Raw genomic sequence first — 16,383 nt, forward strand, 5'->3', positions numbered from 1 at the left:
CCAGCACGAGCGACAGTCTTAACAACCGTCGTTGGCGGGGTGATGTCTGCCGGTCCGGCGAGAGTCCACTCGGATCCCAACTGTCCAGACGTTCAACCACGGCGTATCCACCCCTCGGCGCGACGAGAAGCGGCCTCGACCGCCGCCGCGCTCGTTCCCTTGAGTTCTCCCACGGGAGAACAGTAGGCGTGACGCGGCTCTCACCACGAGGAGCAACCGACTCGCGACCGAGAGCGTCCCGTAAGGGGATCGCCCAGTGCGACACTTTCCGCCATGCCGGACGATGAGACTCGCTCGACCTAATCCGGTCGGACCTAGGGTGGGCAGATGAGTCGTCGTTCTGTTGCACTCACACTCCTACTGGCTGTCGTGGGCACCATGACCGCATGCGCGCCGGAGCCCGTTGATCGCGCACAGCTCACCCAGTGGCGCTCGGATCGTCAGGCTGACATCGACGCGGGAGGTCCCTTCCTCGCTGTGCTGTCGTCCGATTCGAGCGCGGGACGGGAGGGGGATCGGCTGGTATCTGCCTTCGACCAACCGGTGCTGCCCGGCGCCATTACCTTCGAATGCTTCGGGGATGGCACAGTCGAACTGCAGCTCGACTCCGACTCCAAGACCGGCACGGTCACGACAGGCAAGACCACTGTCCGGACCGTGGACTGCGGCGATGGCCCGCTCGACATCGATCCGGCCTCCCTCGGCACCGACCCCATCAATCTCGTCGGCGCGGCTACAACTGACGCCGATCGCGACACGGCTTGGTTCCTGACCGTACGTGGGGCGCAGAGCACGCCCTGACGGTTCACTGCTCATGTCGGCTCCCGCGGGGCAAGCTGGTTCGTCCCGTAAGGGGATGGGTTACCGCTCAACGCAGCTTCGGCGCGCGGACCTGCTCGCCGGGCGCGCTCAAATCGGATACCCGAAGTAGCGTTCGATCCAGCTCGAGTTGCTCATCACGCGCGGTCCGTCGTATCGGGCCCAGAGCGTTTCTTCGGCAGTGACTGTGAAGTTCACGGTGTCGAGGGCTGCCAGTATCGATGACAAGTCCTCTGGTTCGACCAGCGCATCGAACTCCTCGCGTGTATACGCTTCCTGGGCTTCGAGGGCAATGAAGCAAAGGTCTCCGTGTCGGCTGATGCAGATGACGAGGTTCGCCGAAGTGCGGTTTGCTGCACCGTCGACCGTGACGTGCGTGAAGGTCGCGGAGTCCTGCCATTCCCAGGGACGATCCGCCGTTACAGCCCTGGGAAAGCTCTCATCGAGCAGTGCGACGAGGGCGTCCACCTTTGCTGCCAGTCGCTGACCGTCGAAGTCAACCGGCTCATCGCCGGGCCCAGGGGTGTCCAGCTCGCGTAACCGCCGCTCAAGCGCGATTCCCTCTAACCACATGCCCCAAGTCTCTCCCCAGCTGTAGTTCGGCGCTTACCAGAGCAGTGCCGAAGAGAGCGCATGGGCGTTCCGTCGGGGGATGGCTTAGAGAGATGCTGAGAGCATCATCTGCTGTTGGAGCAGGTGGCTTGGGTTCACCTCGCCCAGCGACGCAGCTGGCGCAGCGTCTTGCGGTCCGTGTGAACGAGGCCGACGGTCGGGTGGAACCGGAATTGAGGTGGGGCCTCGACCAGTTGCAGAGCAGCGCGTGCAGACTCTCGTACGGCGTCGACGTCGCGCTTGATCGTGGCCGCGCTGATGCGCGCTAGATGCCACCGGAAGATCTCGGACGAGAGTTGGAAGCCGACTTCAGCCGGCCACGAGTCGAGGTGGGCGATGGCCTCCTCGACGTCTCCTGGCCCCTTTCGGGTGAGGAGCACCTCGGCGGCAGCGATGCGTATCGACCCCGATGTGCCGTTCAAGGTCGGATTCTCCTGGATCACCGTCCGGTACTGGTGCAGGGCCTCCTCCACGTCGCCGGTCTGCACAGCAATGTTTCCGAGCAACTCGCGACTATGCGCGCGTTCAACGGCGAGATCCGGCTCGGGGTAGTCCACTGCGCGGATGAGCAGGGATCGAGCGGCGTCGATCAGGCCCGCGTCACGAAGAGCTATGGCCTTGAGCTTGAGGTACTGCTGACGGTTGTGCGGTCGTGCTCGGCTGAGACGACGCTCGAACTCGTCACGGTCAGCGGCATCCCACCCAGGATCGCGGTACCAATCATCTGCCACCTTCGAGATGATCCTCCGCACGACGCTGCGCGAGCAAGGCGAGATGCTCCGAGCGCGGCGTCCCGTATGGGGATGGTCGACCGGGCGGCCGGTAGGGGTCGTTCGCACGTGCTCGTCCGCGCGGTCGACGTGAGGAACAGGGTGGTTAGTACCGGCGGATGGACACGTTCTCGCCAAGGCTCGTCCAGTCGAGGCCAGTGGGGTCGTCTGGACCGGCGCCATCGGTGTGAATCTGGACGGCCCATGCTCCGTTCAGCGACAGCTCATCCCCGCAGCCGCTTCCGTCTTCGTTGTCGCCGTCTCCGTCCACGATGACGCACCGGCCTCCGGTCGTGGTCTGCGACCCGATCCAGACGTCCAGTCCGTCGGCTGAGCCGACGTAACGGATCGAGGCGGGGTCGTAGCCGTCTCCTACGGTGCCGACGTCGGGAAGAGTGTCCCGCTCGTCCTGCGCCCGCTCGAAATCGGTGTACGCCTCGGTGTCGGGGCCGGAACACCCGGCCATGAGCGTCATCGTGAGCGCCGCCACTGCCGCTCCGGCCACCCGCCTCAGGCGCGTCGTCGATTCCACCGCATCCCCCTGTGCCTCGTCAGCACACCGTATCGCGCTGCGAAGGAGACGAGCGCTGGCGCTGTGATGATGGGTCTTCTTCGGCGTCCTGTGCCTCTACTGTGTAGCAATGAGGCCCCGTCCGATCCACACAGCAGCTGGTCTTGTTCTTGTGGCGGCTCTCGCCGGCTGCACACCGGTACCCGGTGAAGATCCTCGAATCACGCAGTGGCGCGAAGAGCGCCAGGCGGACGTGGCAACGGATCGCGACGTCGTAGCGGTCCTCTCGCTGAACGTCGAGGCCGACGATGACGGCGGCCGCGTCGAAGTCACCCTCGAGAGGCCGGCGCTGCCGACCGCGATCACCTTCGATTGCCTCGGCGAAGGAGTGATCGACCTCGAAATCGGATCGCTTTCCACGGCTGGGGGACCGGCGACGAGGACGACGACCACCCTCGACGCGATCGACTGCGCCGATGGCCCACACGAGATCGATCCCGCGTCGCTTGGCGAGAAGCCGATATCGAGTGTCGACGCCATCGCATCGAACGCGGACAATGACACCGCCTGGTTCCTCACAGTGCGCGGAGACCGCGACCCCTCCTGACATCGGCGGGACTTCTCGACGCGCTCGGTCGGTGTTGTCCTCAAGCGCGTCTCGGCCCTGCTGTCCCGTACGGGGATCGTCCAGCGGGTCCATCCGAGGAGCTGTAGATGTCAGCGGGCGTGAGCGTCCGCGGCCGCAGCGGTATTGAAGAGGCGGCGTGCACTCAGGGTGAAGGCTCCGACGTATAGGAGGAGGGCGAGCGCGATGGCTGCCATCAGGTTCGCCGGGCCGCTTCCGGCTTCGCCCGAGAGGAGGGCCGCGATCCCGGCGCCCAGCTGGAGAAGCCCACCTGTGGCGTACCCGATCAACGGCACCACCATTAGGCAGAGGGCGACGACCGCCGCGACCAGACCGACGAGCGGTGCGATCGCGCGTTGCGAGACTCGACGTCCGCGCTTCAGGAGCCGAGCGGCAGCGAACGCAGCAAGCCCGATGAGCACACCTTCGATCAGGGCGGACGGAATGAGGTAGACCGCGAAGAACGCGACTATTCCCGCGGTATTTTGCCCAGTCCCGACCTGCGCGAGCTGCTGGGTAGTCAGCACATACAGCTCGACCAGGTGGAGAGCGGTGAGAATTACCGTTGCGACGATGGCGACTGCGACGAAGGGGAATGGCGCCCAATGGCGCAGTGCTGACACTCGGCCAGTCTGGCTCAACCCTGCACCCCTGATGGCATGACACGGATGCACGATTCTGTCGGGGAGAGAGTCGGCGTACCGGCCGTCCCGTAAGGGGATCGTTGACCGGCAGAGGGGCGCTGCGCTATGTCGTCGCTCGTTCTTCCTTCGACTCGGTGATGAGCTCCTGCTTGCGTTCGGCTCTGAGCGCGACGACGGTTCCCGCGAGAGCGAGTGCGGCGGCTGCGGTGAAGAGGGCGGTGGCGTCCCACCTGTGGTGACGGATGGTGATGCCTGGTGAGGTCTCGCTGGCTGCGTAGGTGCAGGACAGGCCGAGCGGGTAGAGGATCTTCTCGCCCGATACGCGGCTGGAGTAGAGGTCGATCCCGTCGGGGTAGTCGCTGTGCTGGCACTGCACGGCGGCGGGTTCCCAGCCGGTCTGGATCCAGCCGATCGTGTGGGTGAGGAGGGCGACTGGGGTGCCGATCACCATCGCGAGGATGCCGAGGGTCTTCGCGGTCCGCAGTTCCATCCCGTCAGAGTAGGGCGGACGCTACCCACCACGCACGTCCCGGCGGGGGATGGCTGAGCGAGTCGCCGGGGTCGGGCGCATCAGTCGGCAGAGACGGGTCCTGCCCGACCGGACCGGACGACGAGGAGCGCTGCTCCAGCAGCGAAAGTGAGCGCACTGCCCAGGAAACCTGCAGTGGCGGGCATGTTCGGGTGCCGGACTGTCTGCGGGCCGACCTCGTCTCCGTCGACGTCGTAGGTGCAGTCCACCCCGAGGGGCAAGATCGTCACCGATCCGGTGATACGGGTCGTTTCGTGGAACGGTCCGCCTGTTCGCGGGTACGGGCCGCTCTCGCACTGAACGGCTGGAGGCTCACGTCCATCGATGATCCACCCGGCACCGAGCGAGACCAGACCTCCGGCGAGGGCCATCAGCATGAGGGCACCGCCGGCTGCGCTCCGAAGTGCTGACCTCATGGGCTCAGCCTACGAAACAAGCCACGCCTCCCCGTGTTGTGCGGCTAGGTACCCGTACGGGGGATGGTTGACCGGTCACGAGATGCGACGGTCGCGGTCGACGTCTTCCGTAGCGGTGTGCTTGCAGCGCCCAGCTGTGTTCGGCGGCTGAGGTGGGGATGTGTGCGCGCCTTTCGCGGCTGGTTCAGAGCGGAGGAAGCTCGACGTTCTTGCGTGCGGCCAGACGGGTGAGGGCGGCTTCTACGTCTTGCCGAGCTAGCTGTTCTGCTTCCGGTCCGGTGGGAATCGTTGCGACAGAACGCCTGACGATCATCGTCAGTGTCTTGTTCACGAGTCGGATGATCGGCGTCTCGCGCGGTGGCTCGTAGTTGACGTACCCACTCACGTGGTCCACGCCGACGAGGCGCCACCACGGTTTCCACTCGGGTGAGCAGAGCCGGTCAGCAAGCTGGTCGACCTCGGCGAGATATTCCGCGGGAACATCGTTCACCGGGCCTCCTCCTCCCCACCCGACGTAGACGTCGTCAGCGGGCTGCTCGATGAAACGGAAGCCCGCCCCGACGGCGGGACCGGTCGACTCGATCGGCAGCGGCGTCTTGAATCCTCCGCTGGGTGGACCGCACCGGTGGCGACGTCGAGGGTGAACCGTCCTCGGTCGCCGAGCAGGATGCCGGGAATCGATACGCCTTCAACGGAGGAGCTCGACGTCCACCGCAGGTCTCATGCAGCGCGATCGAACGACCAGAAGGTGGAGTCGCCGACTATCGTCTCGGACAGCACCGGCGGCCGACCTCCGTCCAGGTGCTCGACTTCGACACGTAGACGGAAGTAGCCGTCGTCCTTGAGTACGCCGATCAGCCGCATGCGATGCGATCGAGCCGGGTTCTGCTTACAGGGCCCGCGACGCGGTTCCTCGTAGTCGATTCCTTTCAGAGCGTCAGTCGCTCGACTCACCGCGGCCGGATCGCCGCCATGGTTGCTCACCAGCCTTCGCAGCGTCTCCGTCCACATCGTCAGCACCAGTTCGTCCCGCGCCCGCACATCGAGGTTGTGGAATCCCGCCGGTACCGCGAAGTGGACCGAGTTCTCACCGTCGATCACGATGCGAGAGATCTCGACCTCGAGATCGGTACTCGCGGATGCTCCTCCTGGGAGAAGTCGGATGCTCGCCCGCGGCATCTCTATGCGCTGCTCCGCCAGGCGTTCTCCGAGCGGTTCGGAGATCTTCCTCGACCCTCGAAGAATGGCGTCCATCTCGAGCAGGGGCCAGCCCGATTCGTCCGGGGGGCGCGGTGGAGACCATCGGACATCCGGGTGACCCGTGTGCGGCCAGAGATGCACTTCCCTCAAAATCGGCGCCATGCGCCGATCATCCCACCGGGACCGCCGTCGTCAGAACGCCCTCGCTCGCCTGGGGCGCTGCCCGCCATAGCGGTGCGAAGATCCCTGCCCCGTATGGAATCGCTGAGCGGGCCACTTCACTGCTGCCGACTCCCGGTCTTCGAACGGGCTGTCCAGTGGTGGGGGAGATCCTCGGACGGAGGAGGGTCCGCGACAACGGTTAGTCCCTGGAGGTAGCGGTCGCCGGTTCGGACGAGTGTGATGGTTCGAGGTCTGTAGCCCTTTGGTGCAGGGTCCCACACGGCTTTCGAGTTGACCTCCCAGAGGTAGAACCAGTTCCGGGTGAGCTCGTTCGGCACGCCCACCCAGAGCACGTTCCGCGGCTTCCTGCGTTCGATGGAGAGCAGGACGCCCGGCTCGAGGAAGGTCGCCAACATGCCTGAGGTGCTGTCCAGATCGATCGCCGGCATCCCTGACGGCGGCCGCGGCGGCCACTCGGGCCGTGTTCGAGAGAAGCGGTGCTCCCACGTGTCGTACCGGCCCAAGCTGAGAGCAGCACTTCCCGGATCTTCTTCTGCTTCGACACCGGTCTAGTGTCGGAACCCGAGCCCCTTGTGCGCGTCCCGTAACGGGATGGTTCATCGGGTGCGCTGGTAGTCACTTGACGCGGTTGGCGAGGCCGAGCTGCCCGCAGACGTCGGAGGTACCGGGAATGACAGCTGCAATGCCGTCGGGCATGACGCAGACGGTCAGTTCGGAGGGAATCTGTCCTGGTCGAAGGTCGACTGGTGAGCCATTCGCCGTGTCGACGTCAAGTGCGCCCTGCCTCCACAGGTCGGAGCAGAACGCGATCGCGTCCGGGATCGGCACCTGATCGCCGCTGCCGGGTATTCCGTCTTGTGTTGCGAGGGCTCCTGTGGTGCCGGGGAACTCGGACCCATTGCGTTCTGCTCGCGCGAAGCAAGCGACCGTCATGGTGTCGGACACCGGCGCTTGGGCGAAGAAGAGTCCGCCCGAGACCGCGGCGAGGATGACGGCCGCGGGAACCGCGGCGATCGCGATCCGGTGACGTCGGTGGCGCCCGCTGCCTGGGTCATTCTCTGCGGCCTGCGCGATCACCGTTCGGAGGGCGAGGGTACGGTCGTGCTCTGGTGCTGTCATGTCAGTACTCCGCGGGTCGGAAGGTGTGGGGAAGTGTCCGCCTGCGTGTGAACTCATCGCGTAGGCGACCTCGGGCGCGGGACAGTCGGGACTTCACCGTCCCGACCGGAATGCGCAGCACGGCGGCTGCTTCCTCGAGGGTGAGCTGCTCAATGACGCAGAGCGCGAGGATCTGCTGATCCGCCGGCCGCAGCATCGTCAGTGCAGCTCTGATGGTGCGGCTGCGTTCGGCGGATGCCGCTGCGGCTGCCACCGTCACTGCTGGATCGGGCGCGTTGACAGGAGGTGGAAGAGTGCGCAGCATCCGCTCGTATCGGCGTCGACCGCGACCGATGTTCCGGGTGACGTTCAGGGCGACGACGAGCAGCCACGCGGCGAGCGAGTCGTTGACGAAGCGGACGTCGGCGCGCTTACGCCACGCCTCAAGGAACACGACGGCCGCGGCATCCTCCGCGTCGACGGACTCCCCGAGCAGTTGACGGCAGTAGGCCCGAACGCGCAGGTGATACCGGTCGAAGATCAGCGCGAATGCCCGCGGATCAGCCCCCGTCGCGCGCCGCCAGACCTCGCGATCCGTCTCCCATTCCACACCCATGCCTAGAAGTGTCCGCTTGATCGAGTTGGTTCCAAATCAAACTCAAGTGATACAACTCGACGTGAAACCGGCAGGGCGTTGAGGAGACGTCAGCCAGTCCCGTTTGGGGATCCTCGAGCGGAGAGTTGCAAAGCGGATCTCGTCTGAGACGATCGGCTCGGATCGGACACCACTAGGCATGAGCACGCCACCGGAAGCAGCAGCACCCGCGCGAGACGCTGCGGCGCGCACTGATGACGCCGCCCTGATGGACGGCGCGAGGCGAGGCGACCGGGCTGCGTTCGGCCGGCTCTACGACCGGCACGCGGCGACGACCTACCGCTACGCCCTCAGCATCGTTCGCACGCCCAGCGACGCCGAAGACGTCGTGCAAGACGTATTCCTCACCACGTGGACGCGGATCAACGACGTCGCGATCGTGGACGCATCCGCCCTTCCGTGGCTGCTCACCACCGCCCGGTTCACCGCGCTGAACCTCGTCCGAACCAAGACCCGTGCACGGAACCGCACCGAGGACGCGGACCTGTCCCTGCACCCGGATCGACGTGGCACCCCTGACGAAGAAGTTGCGAGGCGCCAGCTCGCCGCGGCGATCGAGGAAGCCGTCTCCGAGCTCTCCGACACCGATCAAGCGCTGTACTACCTGTGTATCGAGCAGGGCAGCAGCTACGCCGACGCCGCGAAAGCACTCGGCTCCACCCACGGCGTTATCCGCAACCGGGTCAGCCGGCTCCGGACCGCGCTCCGCACCACCCTGCGCCCCTTTGAAAGGGAGAACTGATGACCCACGACCTCGGCCCGACCACGGGACAGCTCACCAGGATGCGCGCCACCATCCTCACCGACATCGCTGCCCGCCACCGCTCCACCAAGCGCCGCCGCCTCGTCGGGCTCGGCCTCGCGGCCGTCGTCGCGATCGGCACCAGCGCCGCCGCGATCACCGTAACGCAGGCTAGCAACGACGAAGCCAACACGAGTTTCGACTGCTACTCCGTCGCCGACGTCCGCGCGGACCACACCACGAGCATCCTCGTGGACGACGACCGCAACGCATTCGAGCTGCTTCCACTGTCCGAGCGGGTCGCCGCCGCCCTCGAACGATGCGAAGCGAGCTGGAGCGCCGTCCCCGACGAGCCCTACCCGGGAAGCGGACCCATCAACGTACCTAACCCGACGGTCTGCGTCCTCGCGGACACCAGGCTCGGCGTCTTCCCGAACAGAGCGGGCCAGCCCACTGGCCCCTTCTGCGAAGGACTCGGCCTGGCAGCGCCGGCACTCGCGGCATCTGCCGACTGAGCCATCCCACGGAAGGCGTTACGTCCCGTAAGAGGATCGACTGGCGGGCTATTCCTCGATCGGTTCAGCGCCCTCGAGCGGAGTCAGCGTCGCCCAGAATCCGTTCCCGGAACTGAGGTACAGGCGGAGGGGCTGGTCGGTGTCCATCGGGTCTCCGTCCGGGTAGAGGTCGGTGCCGCTGCACGCATCAGGCATCGACACGACGCGGATTGTCTCTCCTGCAATGAACGGTCCCTTCTCTGTCTCATCCACGGTGACCATGTATGCGGATGCTGCGACGCTGAAGACGCTCTGAGTTCCCGAGGCGCGAGGGGAGGCGGTCGTGATGACCGCTTCGGCGACCTCGTAGCGGGCTTCCGCGGATCCAAAATACGCCCAGCCCGGGCATCCCGACGTCTGCACCGCCGGCGCGCAGCCGGCGGCGGTGAGCAGCGCCGCTCCGGTTGTGAGTGCGGCAGCAACTCGAATGCGGTGACGCGAACCCGAGGTCATGCCGGTGACGCTACCCGCTCAGCTCCGTCCCATATGGGGATCGGCTAACGAGACCGCGTGCCGTACAAGGCGCTCTTCACTCCCCGCCGTTCACTCACCGAATGAGCGAACAAGCTGTGCCCGTCGACGTTCTGCGCGTGCACGGTGCGTCACCGCTGGCGCGATGATGTCGTGCTCGTCGTGGAGGGCGATCCGCGCGTGGTGTCGGTTAATCTCGTCGCTGTCCTCTGCGATGAGTTCGATTGCTCGTCTGGGTCGGTCGGCGCGGAATAGTACTGCCCAGCGCACCTCGACCGACCGGTCGCGCGCCAGCCGGAGCAACTGCTCGTCATTGGGGTACTGGAGTCCGCCCTCTGCGGCTCCGGCGCGGACGGCGCGATCGCGGTCGGTGATGAGACGCTCCATCTGTGTCAGGGAGATGCGGGGGTTGCGCGCGCACATGCCGCGGACAACCGGTGACGGGTCGGTGAGAAGCGACTCGAAGATCTCCAAGTCGTCGGTGGTCTGAGCCGTCCGGCCACGAGTCTCCCCGAAGGGATCCGCCGCGAGTGTTCTCTGTACCGCAAGGGCGAGCGACCTTTGGTCGTCGTCCGCGTACAGGTGGGCAAGGATCGCACGGACCCACTTGTCCGTTGATTTCGCCGCGATCTCGTGGAGTTGCGGGCGTTCACGAAGGCTGCTGGCGGCGGCGAGGCGCACGGCGTCGACGTCATCAGCGAGGAGACGCCCGATCGTCAGGTCATCCGCAGCGGCGTTCTCGGCAACAGCGATGCGCACCTGTTTCGACTCGTGCCCGGCGAGTGCCCGCAGGAGCACAGCGTCCACCGACGACTCTGCCCGAAACTTTGCCGAACGAATTGAGGGCATGACCACGATCATGTCAGCAGGCGTCGCGGTCGATGCGGGGGAACCAGTCCCGTACCAAGGCGGTAGGAGTTTCAGTCTCGATAGCCGATCGTGCACCGGACGGATTCGTTAGGGGTTCTCGCTCGCCGGCCCTTCTGTGTCAGCGAGGAAGGCGGCGGCGAGTCGAGCGACCTTCTGGCGGTATCGCTCGCCGGCTCCGATGCCTCGCGCGTCGAGCTCGTCATCGACCTCGACAAGCGGCTGCGCAGCTGCCGGTCCGTCGTGACCGATCCGGTCGTGCACCCAGGATGAGAAGGAGCGGAGATCCCAGTCGCCGGTGAGGAAACGACGGCATGCGACGCGCAGCGCGAGAAGCGGGATCTCCTCACCGTCCCGATCCAATGGCCGCGCGCCCGCTTCGATGAGTGCCGCCGAGCTGAGGTCGAAGACGTCGGCGGGAGTGGCGCTGGAGTAGAGGGACGCGAGAGCGACAAGGGACTCGCTGTCACTCCCTGCTGCGACGAGATTCGCTGCCAGAGCGATCACGTCTCGGGGCTGGACCAGCCCGAAGAAGAGAGCGGCTGTCGTTTCGCGCAGGGTCGGGATCGAAGGGTCATCACGGTCTTCTGCATCGTCTCGCATCCGACCTCCTCCGACCAGTCGCTCGCTGCCGCCCCGCGCTGCTGTCGCGGCGGCGGCGTCAGCGCGACTCGACACGTCGATCGGAACCGGTCGGTGACAGGTCGGCCCGTGGCTGAACCCGTGCTCGAGCTCGTAGACGCATTCCGAGCAGACGTGACCGCCGGCCGGTCCGGCATCCGCGACGTGCTCCACCCACGGGTGAGAGCACGCGCAACAGGCCTCAGCGAGCAGGGAGCGGAACCGAGCGCGGCGCGAACGGCGCGCGTCAGCTCGCGGGCGCCAACGCGAGAGGCCGAACATCCCGTGAGCGTAGCGAGCGCATCGCCACGCCGTCGCGCGCTCCGCCGTGCTTCCATCGCTTCTGGCGTCCCGTAAGGGGGTCGCTGAGCAGGAACTTCTCGAGTCCCGCGGTGCCGATGATCGGTGCCGTGTGGCGGTACCGTCGTTGCCCCTTTCGTAGAGGACCTCTGTGATCACCGTCAGCAGGTCAGGGTGAACCTGACGAGCTGGAGACCAACGCTCGTCGCAGTGATGGCAGCGAACGCGATGAGCGACGCCGCCGGACGAGACGGCACTCTGCGTCTCTTGGACAGCATGAGGATGCTGGATGCGCCGAGCGCCCAGGCAGGTGTGCTGAGTGCGGCGATGAGGAGCAGGACGGGTCCGCCTGTCGGAGGCGGTCCAGGGTCATCCATCTCCGCGAAGCCCATCAGCCCGGCGATGAGGATCGCTAGTCCCGAGAACGTCACGATTCCGAGGATCGCTGTGAGGAGGAGGGCGTAGGGGAGCGCGGTCGATGTGAGCGAACGCGCGGTCTTCGCCGCCGCATAGACGGATCCTCCGATAACGAGCAGGGCGCCGAGGTACCAGGCTGCTGCGCTCAGCGGGATCTCGCGCGGCCGGCAGTCCGTCATGGCTGGTGAGGCGAGGGTCAGCAAGCTCGCGCCGGCCTGAACGAGAAGCGCGGCGACAACGGTGAGAACAATCGCCGTCGCACCGGCGATCCGCCTCGCGCGCAACCGTGCATCGTTCTGCTGGTCGGTCATGGGCTCGAGGGTAGCTACCCCAGTCGGATAAAGAGGTCTAGTGGAGGCGGCCGCCCTCCATGGGACCGTCAACCATGCGTCCGGTAGGGGATGCTCCACCGCGACAGATCCACTGTCTTGACGCAGGCACGAACGTGCTCACTCATCGCCTCATCACCATTGACGGTCCCGTGAGGGATCCCTGGCCGGCTGATGAGGTCGTGCTGTGGCCGGATTTAGCTGGTGAGTTGGCGGACTTGTTCGATGGAGAGCTGGCGGTCGGCGTAGAGGACGATTCGAGCGGTCGGGTCTGGGCTGTGCGCATCCGGACCTTCCCACCTCCGCTGGAGGCCGAGTCGCTCAATCGTGCGGCGGGAGCGTGCGTTGCGTTCTGCGACGACCGCGGTGATGGGCAGCTCCGGTCGGAGGCGGTGGGCGAGTTCGATGCCGGCGAGGGCGACTTCCTGCGCGTAGCCCTTGCTCCAGTGGTCGGGGTGGAGGGTGAACGCCACATTCCAGGCTGCATCGGAGAGCAGAGTGCATCCACCCATTCCGATCAGATCACGGCTGTCGATGGGGGAGTCGCGCCGGCGGATCACCCAGCTGCTGAGTCCGTCCCGTGTCCACTGGGTCCTTCGATACGCGATCACGGCCCGGGTCTGATCGGCGGAGAGATGGAGGAGGAGCGGATCTTCTTCCGCGATCCGCGGATCGGTGTAGAGGCGGAACAGCTCGTGGAGGTCGGTTTCGGCGGGCCGGCACAGTCGGAGCCGGTCGCTGAGCACGTCGAGGTCCCCTGGGGCGCAGGCCTGTCCGTCGCTCACGATCATGGGACGAGGATTCCACGTTCCGACCACTCGACCAGCGTTATGTGCGCGTGCGATCCGTCGCGGGAGGCCGCCCGTACGGGGACGGGCTAGCGGTCAGTCCTGCGCAGTGAACTCGATCTCGGGTGCTGCCCCGTCCGCCAGGAGGAAGTAGCCGATGAACACGACGTCTTCGCTCGTGGTGTCGAACTTGGAGACGATGACCCCGGCAGGCTCGTAGAAGACGTCGCCGGCGCGAAGGGTGGTTTGTGCCTCCTCACCGATCTGGAATGTGACCGACCCCCTTTCGATGGCTCCGAAGACAGGGCCGTTGTGAACGTGAGCACCGCCCTTCGTGCCAGCTGCGATTGAGATTCGGCGCACCTCGACGTGGGACACGTCCATGCCGCCTGCAAGCGACTGGTGGAGAAGAGTTGATCGAGTGATGGGCGATTCAGTCATGGTCACAGCCTGGTCGGACGGATCGCTCAGACGTGGGTCGTCGGACTCAGGAAATACGGCTCGCAATGTGCGGTTCTCGCCAACGGCCGCGTGGTCCGACACCCCCGCCGCTGCCGGAACTTGTCTCGATAGCCGATGGGCTAGCGCGTCAGACCCAGCGTTTCTCTGCAGACCTAAGTGCTCGTTCCGAGGGCTGCGGGGACAGCAGGTCACCGAGCTCGCGCTTCGCCTTCTGGTACCGACTGCGCGCCGTTGACGGCGGGACGGAGACGATCTGAGCTGCCTCGCTGAGAGAGAAGCCGTCCCAGTGCACCAGTCGCACGAGCTCTGCGAGCTCTGGAGCGAGCTTGTCCAGAGCTGCCCGTACGTCGAGGGCGATGTCGGAGGGTTCTGCGATCACGACGGTGGGGTCGATGGTGCCGCGGAGCTTCTCGGCGAGGAGGTCTTGGCGCCGGCGGGTCCTGCTGGTGTTCAGGACGACGTTCCGCGCGACCCCGAACAGCCAGAGGCGGGCGTCCTCGTCTGGCAGGGGCATGGATGACGATCGGCGCCACGCGATCGTCATTGTCTCGGAGAGCGCGTCGGGAGCGTCGTCGGCGCCGACTCGGCGTTCGAGGTAGTTCAGAAGGTCACGGGCTGTGGCGTCGAGGATCGTGACCACGCGATCGGCTCGGGTGTCGCGGCGGCTCACTGGGTGCGGTCTGCCTGGGTGAGGTCTGCGCAGTCGTCCTGGCTTCCGAAGGAGAGATCCGATCCGGTGACGGGATCGACCACTCCTCGATCTTCGAGCTCGTCCCAGACGACGTTGATGATCGCGCCCTCCACGGCTTGGCGGTACAGCTCATCTTCGGAGTACAACTCGGTCGCGGGCACCACGGTGTCGCCGTCGTCGCCGCGGACGGTCACGTCCCGGGCGACGATCCGAGCAAGCTCGCCGTCGACGTCCGCGAGGGCGAGCACGTCGGTGGTGCGAAGCACGTCCTGCATCTCCTTGATGTCCTCCGGGTCGCCTTCCTTGGCGACGCTTCGGAGCTCGCATTCTCTTCCGCTGGGCAGGGTGAAGTGGACAACGGAATCCGGATTCGCCACCCACGGCTCCCACCCCGAGAGCGTCGCTGCCGCTGCTGCACCCGTGCCGCCCAGCGTGAGAGCGACGACGGTCCCGATCACGAGCGCACGAGGCGTCGCCTGTCGCCTGCCGCGTCGCGCGTTCCACTCCGCTCCGCGAATCATCTCTCGAAGAGAGGAGTCGGAGACGGCTTCCGCCAGTGGGGTCGGCGGCGCCGATTCGTCCAGGAGCGCGTTCATCGCCCGATCGCTGCCCGCGTCGTGAGGTTCGGTGGTCATGATCTGCTCCTGTGCGCTCGAGTGGCCTTCACTCTGTACATGTCCGGCAGGACCCCGAATTGACGACGCGACGATGGAATCGGTCGAGAGTCTGTCCCGTAAGGGGATGGCCATCTGACGGAGCTAGACCTCGGCTTGGAGTTCCGACTTCAGCTGTTGTCGAAGTCGCGCGTATCGGGTCCGGATCGTGGAGGGGTTTTTCTCGAGGATGCGTGCGGCTTCTTCGAGGGTGAAGCCTTCCCAGTGGACCAAGCCGATGATGTCGCGATCAACGGCGGGCAACCTCTCGATGAGGTGGTGGAGGTGCGCGCTGATGTCGTCCAGCTGGTCGTGGGCCGGGTTGTGAACGACAATCTGGTCTCGGAGGCGGTCAACGAGGCTGGTTCGGCGGCGATTCGAGCGGTGGTGAGTAGCGAGGACTCGGCGTGCGACCCCGTAGATCCAGAGCGTCCCTTCGTTGCCGGCGGGTACGTCTTTCGCGCGGCGCCAGACGGTGAGCATGGTCTCGCTGAGGAGGTCGGGGGCGTCATCCAGGGGAGCTCGGCGGGAGAAGTAGCGCAGTAGCGGTTCCGCCTGGGCGAGAAGCAGGAGCTCCACCCGTCTGGCGCGCTCGTCGTCGCCTCGCCGCGTCGAGGAGGCTTTCGATGACAGCTGGTCGTCCAGGGTCACCGCAGTTCTCCTTCGCAGTCGGATTCGGCTCCGCTCAGCATGTCCTCGGGCACCAGTTCGTCGGGGACTTCGGCCCAGATCACCGTGGTCAGAGCCGCCCCGAACGAGAACTTGTCGAGGTTGGCCTGCGTGAGGCCGGCGGCCTCTTCGCTGTTCCGTGGGATGTAGGGATGTGCGAGGGCTTCTTCGTAGACGCGCTGGCCGATCCCTGACCAGTCGTGCTCAGCGATGAAGTCCTTTACCGCTGCCGGGTCGCTCGTGCCGCCGATGCCGGCCTCGACCGCGTAGTGACAGCTGACCTGTCGACCCGAGTCGGTCGTGTAGTTGATCGGGACGATCGCGTCCGCATCGAATCCCACGGTGAAGACGACGGCCCCGGCTGTCGTCGCGGCGAGGACACCGATCACGGGGAGGATTAGAAGCGGGCGACGCCACCACGGACGCCGTGGTGTCGCGCTCTCCGCGGTGGCGGACACCAGGTCCTCAATAACAGTGCGAGACGCGAGCCCACCTATCGGACTACGTCCCGAGCGGGCCAGGAACTCATCGAATCCGTCGTCGTCCATCGTTTCCTCCTCGAGCAGACCTTGCTCTTCACTATGGACATGGCCGGTCGGGCGCGGAACGTCTCAGGAACGCCGTCCAAGTTCTAAATGGTTGGCTTCCGCCGCGCGGCCGACGTCCCGTATGGGGATCGTTCACCGGTACACGCATGAGCGACACCGACCGCCGCGAAATGTAGAGATGATCGCTCTGTGGCGGTGTTCTACGATCG

At 65.9% G+C, this 16,383-nt stretch carries 24 protein-coding genes; 4 read left to right on the forward strand and 20 right to left on the reverse strand.

The features are described 5' to 3' along the window. The first annotated feature begins 369 nt into the window (after window positions 1–369). Window positions 370–801: a hypothetical protein gene (locus C5C46_RS08530; RefSeq protein ID WP_146076932.1), complete on the forward strand. Its 432-nt coding sequence runs from the start codon at window positions 370–372 to the stop codon at window positions 799–801. Window positions 802–909: 108 nt separating this feature from the next. Here C5C46_RS08530 and C5C46_RS08535 read toward each other — a convergent pair whose 3' ends face one another. The 3 genes from C5C46_RS08535 to C5C46_RS08545 all read right to left on the reverse strand — a co-directional run bounded on the left by C5C46_RS08535 (window position 910) and on the right by C5C46_RS08545 (window position 2,733). Then, the gene (locus tag C5C46_RS08535; protein ID WP_104223359.1) at window positions 910–1,392 is read right to left on the reverse strand and encodes a hypothetical protein; all 483 of its coding nucleotides are present in this window, start codon (window positions 1,390–1,392) and stop codon (window positions 910–912) included. Between the two features lie 134 nt (window positions 1,393–1,526). Next, entirely contained in the window at window positions 1,527–2,162 is a 636-nt protein-coding gene (locus tag C5C46_RS08540; protein ID WP_146076931.1) for a tetratricopeptide repeat protein, read from the reverse strand. A gap of 145 nt (window positions 2,163–2,307) precedes the next feature. Next, a complete protein-coding gene (locus tag C5C46_RS08545) occupies window positions 2,308–2,733 on the reverse strand; it encodes a hypothetical protein (protein ID WP_146078955.1) in 426 nt (141 codons plus the stop codon). Window positions 2,734–2,884: 151 nt separating this feature from the next. Here C5C46_RS08545 and C5C46_RS08550 point away from each other — a divergent pair, with 151 nt between their 5' ends. Then, window positions 2,885–3,319, forward strand: a complete 435-nt coding sequence (locus C5C46_RS08550; protein ID WP_146078956.1) for a hypothetical protein — start codon at window positions 2,885–2,887, stop codon at window positions 3,317–3,319. Window positions 3,320–3,429: 110 nt separating this feature from the next. Here the strand turns inward: C5C46_RS08550 and C5C46_RS08555 are convergent, their stop codons facing one another. The 7 genes from C5C46_RS08555 to C5C46_RS08580 form a co-directional block, all read right to left on the reverse strand. Then, a complete protein-coding gene (locus C5C46_RS08555) occupies window positions 3,430–3,960 on the reverse strand; it encodes a hypothetical protein (protein WP_104226385.1) in 531 nt (176 codons plus the stop codon). Window positions 3,961–4,084: 124 nt separating this feature from the next. Further along, entirely contained in the window at window positions 4,085–4,471 is a 387-nt protein-coding gene (locus C5C46_RS08560; protein ID WP_104223354.1) for a hypothetical protein, read from the reverse strand. A gap of 639 nt (window positions 4,472–5,110) precedes the next feature. Then, complete coding sequence (locus C5C46_RS16565; protein WP_146076929.1) at window positions 5,111–5,416, reverse strand: hypothetical protein; 306 nt, start codon at window positions 5,414–5,416, stop codon at window positions 5,111–5,113. A 230-nt stretch (window positions 5,417–5,646) separates the two neighbouring features. Next, the gene (locus C5C46_RS08565) at window positions 5,647–6,288 is read right to left on the reverse strand and encodes a hypothetical protein (protein ID WP_146076928.1); all 642 of its coding nucleotides are present in this window, start codon (window positions 6,286–6,288) and stop codon (window positions 5,647–5,649) included. Between the two features lie 116 nt (window positions 6,289–6,404). Next, window positions 6,405–6,704 carry a hypothetical protein gene (locus C5C46_RS08570; protein ID WP_146076927.1) on the reverse strand — a complete coding sequence of 100 codons (300 nt, stop codon included), beginning with the start codon at window positions 6,702–6,704 and terminating at the stop codon, window positions 6,405–6,407. 220 nt (window positions 6,705–6,924) lie between these two features. Beyond that, complete coding sequence (locus tag C5C46_RS08575; RefSeq protein ID WP_146078858.1) at window positions 6,925–7,386, reverse strand: hypothetical protein; 462 nt, start codon at window positions 7,384–7,386, stop codon at window positions 6,925–6,927. Between the two features lie 43 nt (window positions 7,387–7,429). Then, a complete protein-coding gene (locus tag C5C46_RS08580) occupies window positions 7,430–8,023 on the reverse strand; it encodes an RNA polymerase sigma factor (protein ID WP_104226387.1) in 594 nt (197 codons plus the stop codon). A 178-nt stretch (window positions 8,024–8,201) separates the two neighbouring features. Between C5C46_RS08580 and C5C46_RS08585 the strand changes: the two genes are divergently transcribed. Together C5C46_RS08585 and C5C46_RS08590 are read left to right on the forward strand one after the other, a co-directional pair. Continuing rightward, a complete protein-coding gene (locus tag C5C46_RS08585; RefSeq protein ID WP_104226388.1) occupies window positions 8,202–8,804 on the forward strand; it encodes an RNA polymerase sigma factor in 603 nt (200 codons plus the stop codon). Further along, window positions 8,804–9,319 (forward strand): hypothetical protein, encoded by a 516-nt coding sequence (locus C5C46_RS08590; RefSeq protein WP_104223349.1) that lies wholly within the window; start codon window positions 8,804–8,806, stop codon window positions 9,317–9,319. The genes C5C46_RS08585 and C5C46_RS08590 overlap by 1 nt, the downstream gene beginning before the upstream one ends. Window positions 9,320–9,367: 48 nt before the next feature. On the opposite strand, the gene C5C46_RS08595 is transcribed toward C5C46_RS08590, so the two are convergent. The 10 genes from C5C46_RS08595 to C5C46_RS16875 all read right to left on the reverse strand — a co-directional run bounded on the left by C5C46_RS08595 (window position 9,368) and on the right by C5C46_RS16875 (window position 16,015). Continuing rightward, a complete protein-coding gene (locus C5C46_RS08595; RefSeq protein WP_146076925.1) occupies window positions 9,368–9,811 on the reverse strand; it encodes a hypothetical protein in 444 nt (147 codons plus the stop codon). Window positions 9,812–9,901: 90 nt separating this feature from the next. Then, entirely contained in the window at window positions 9,902–10,690 is a 789-nt protein-coding gene (locus C5C46_RS08600) for a hypothetical protein (protein ID WP_104308778.1), read from the reverse strand. A gap of 96 nt (window positions 10,691–10,786) precedes the next feature. After that, window positions 10,787–11,299: a hypothetical protein gene (locus C5C46_RS08605; protein ID WP_104223346.1), complete on the reverse strand. Its 513-nt coding sequence runs from the start codon at window positions 11,297–11,299 to the stop codon at window positions 10,787–10,789. A gap of 479 nt (window positions 11,300–11,778) precedes the next feature. Continuing rightward, on the reverse strand, window positions 11,779–12,345 hold the full coding sequence (locus C5C46_RS08610; RefSeq protein ID WP_104226389.1) for a hypothetical protein: 567 nt from the start codon (window positions 12,343–12,345) through the stop codon (window positions 11,779–11,781). Window positions 12,346–12,560: 215 nt separating this feature from the next. Next, complete coding sequence (locus C5C46_RS08615) at window positions 12,561–13,154, reverse strand: GNAT family N-acetyltransferase (RefSeq protein ID WP_104226390.1); 594 nt, start codon at window positions 13,152–13,154, stop codon at window positions 12,561–12,563. Window positions 13,155–13,247: 93 nt separating this feature from the next. Next, a complete protein-coding gene (locus C5C46_RS08620; RefSeq protein ID WP_146076923.1) occupies window positions 13,248–13,592 on the reverse strand; it encodes a cupin domain-containing protein in 345 nt (114 codons plus the stop codon). A gap of 148 nt (window positions 13,593–13,740) precedes the next feature. Beyond that, complete coding sequence (locus tag C5C46_RS08625; RefSeq protein ID WP_146078957.1) at window positions 13,741–14,253, reverse strand: RNA polymerase sigma factor; 513 nt, start codon at window positions 14,251–14,253, stop codon at window positions 13,741–13,743. Window positions 14,254–14,279: 26 nt separating this feature from the next. Continuing rightward, a complete protein-coding gene (locus tag C5C46_RS08630) occupies window positions 14,280–14,900 on the reverse strand; it encodes a hypothetical protein (RefSeq protein WP_146076921.1) in 621 nt (206 codons plus the stop codon). Window positions 14,901–15,062: 162 nt separating this feature from the next. Next, window positions 15,063–15,608, reverse strand: a complete 546-nt coding sequence (locus C5C46_RS08635; protein WP_181065503.1) for an RNA polymerase sigma factor — start codon at window positions 15,606–15,608, stop codon at window positions 15,063–15,065. Beyond that, complete coding sequence (locus C5C46_RS16875) at window positions 15,605–16,015, reverse strand: hypothetical protein (protein ID WP_181065502.1); 411 nt, start codon at window positions 16,013–16,015, stop codon at window positions 15,605–15,607. Before C5C46_RS16875 ends, C5C46_RS08635 begins: the two co-directional genes overlap by 4 nt. Between the last annotated feature and the right edge of the window lie 368 nt (window positions 16,016–16,383).

Origin of the sequence: Rathayibacter sp. AY1E6 (genome assembly GCF_002931115.1) — a bacterium.
In the GTDB taxonomy this organism is placed as follows: Bacteria; Actinomycetota; Actinomycetes; order Actinomycetales; family Microbacteriaceae; genus Rathayibacter.

Excerpts from the sequence above, each read along its gene's own strand:
- C5C46_RS08535 (WP_104223359.1), bottom strand. The coding sequence starts at position 1,392 with ATGTGGTTAGAGGGAATCGCGCTTGAGCGGCGGTTACGCGAGCTGGAC.
- C5C46_RS08560 (WP_104223354.1), bottom strand. The coding sequence starts at position 4,471 with ATGGAACTGCGGACCGCGAAGACCCTCGGCATCCTCGCGATGGTGATC.
- C5C46_RS08565 (WP_146076928.1), bottom strand. The coding sequence starts at position 6,288 with ATGGCGCCGATTTTGAGGGAAGTGCATCTCTGGCCGCACACGGGTCAC.
- C5C46_RS08570 (WP_146076927.1), bottom strand. The coding sequence starts at position 6,704 with ATGTTGGCGACCTTCCTCGAGCCGGGCGTCCTGCTCTCCATCGAACGC.
- C5C46_RS08580 (WP_104226387.1), bottom strand. The coding sequence starts at position 8,023 with ATGGGTGTGGAATGGGAGACGGATCGCGAGGTCTGGCGGCGCGCGACG.
- C5C46_RS08585 (WP_104226388.1), top strand. The coding sequence starts at position 8,202 with ATGAGCACGCCACCGGAAGCAGCAGCACCCGCGCGAGACGCTGCGGCG.
- C5C46_RS08590 (WP_104223349.1), top strand. The coding sequence starts at position 8,804 with ATGACCCACGACCTCGGCCCGACCACGGGACAGCTCACCAGGATGCGC.
- C5C46_RS08595 (WP_146076925.1), bottom strand. The coding sequence starts at position 9,811 with ATGACCTCGGGTTCGCGTCACCGCATTCGAGTTGCTGCCGCACTCACA.
- C5C46_RS08600 (WP_104308778.1), bottom strand. The coding sequence starts at position 10,690 with ATGATCGTGGTCATGCCCTCAATTCGTTCGGCAAAGTTTCGGGCAGAG.
- C5C46_RS08605 (WP_104223346.1), bottom strand. The coding sequence starts at position 11,299 with ATGCGAGACGATGCAGAAGACCGTGATGACCCTTCGATCCCGACCCTG.
- C5C46_RS08610 (WP_104226389.1), bottom strand. The coding sequence starts at position 12,345 with ATGACCGACCAGCAGAACGATGCACGGTTGCGCGCGAGGCGGATCGCC.
- C5C46_RS08615 (WP_104226390.1), bottom strand. The coding sequence starts at position 13,154 with ATGATCGTGAGCGACGGACAGGCCTGCGCCCCAGGGGACCTCGACGTG.
- C5C46_RS08620 (WP_146076923.1), bottom strand. The coding sequence starts at position 13,592 with ATGACTGAATCGCCCATCACTCGATCAACTCTTCTCCACCAGTCGCTT.
- C5C46_RS08630 (WP_146076921.1), bottom strand. The coding sequence starts at position 14,900 with ATGAACGCGCTCCTGGACGAATCGGCGCCGCCGACCCCACTGGCGGAA.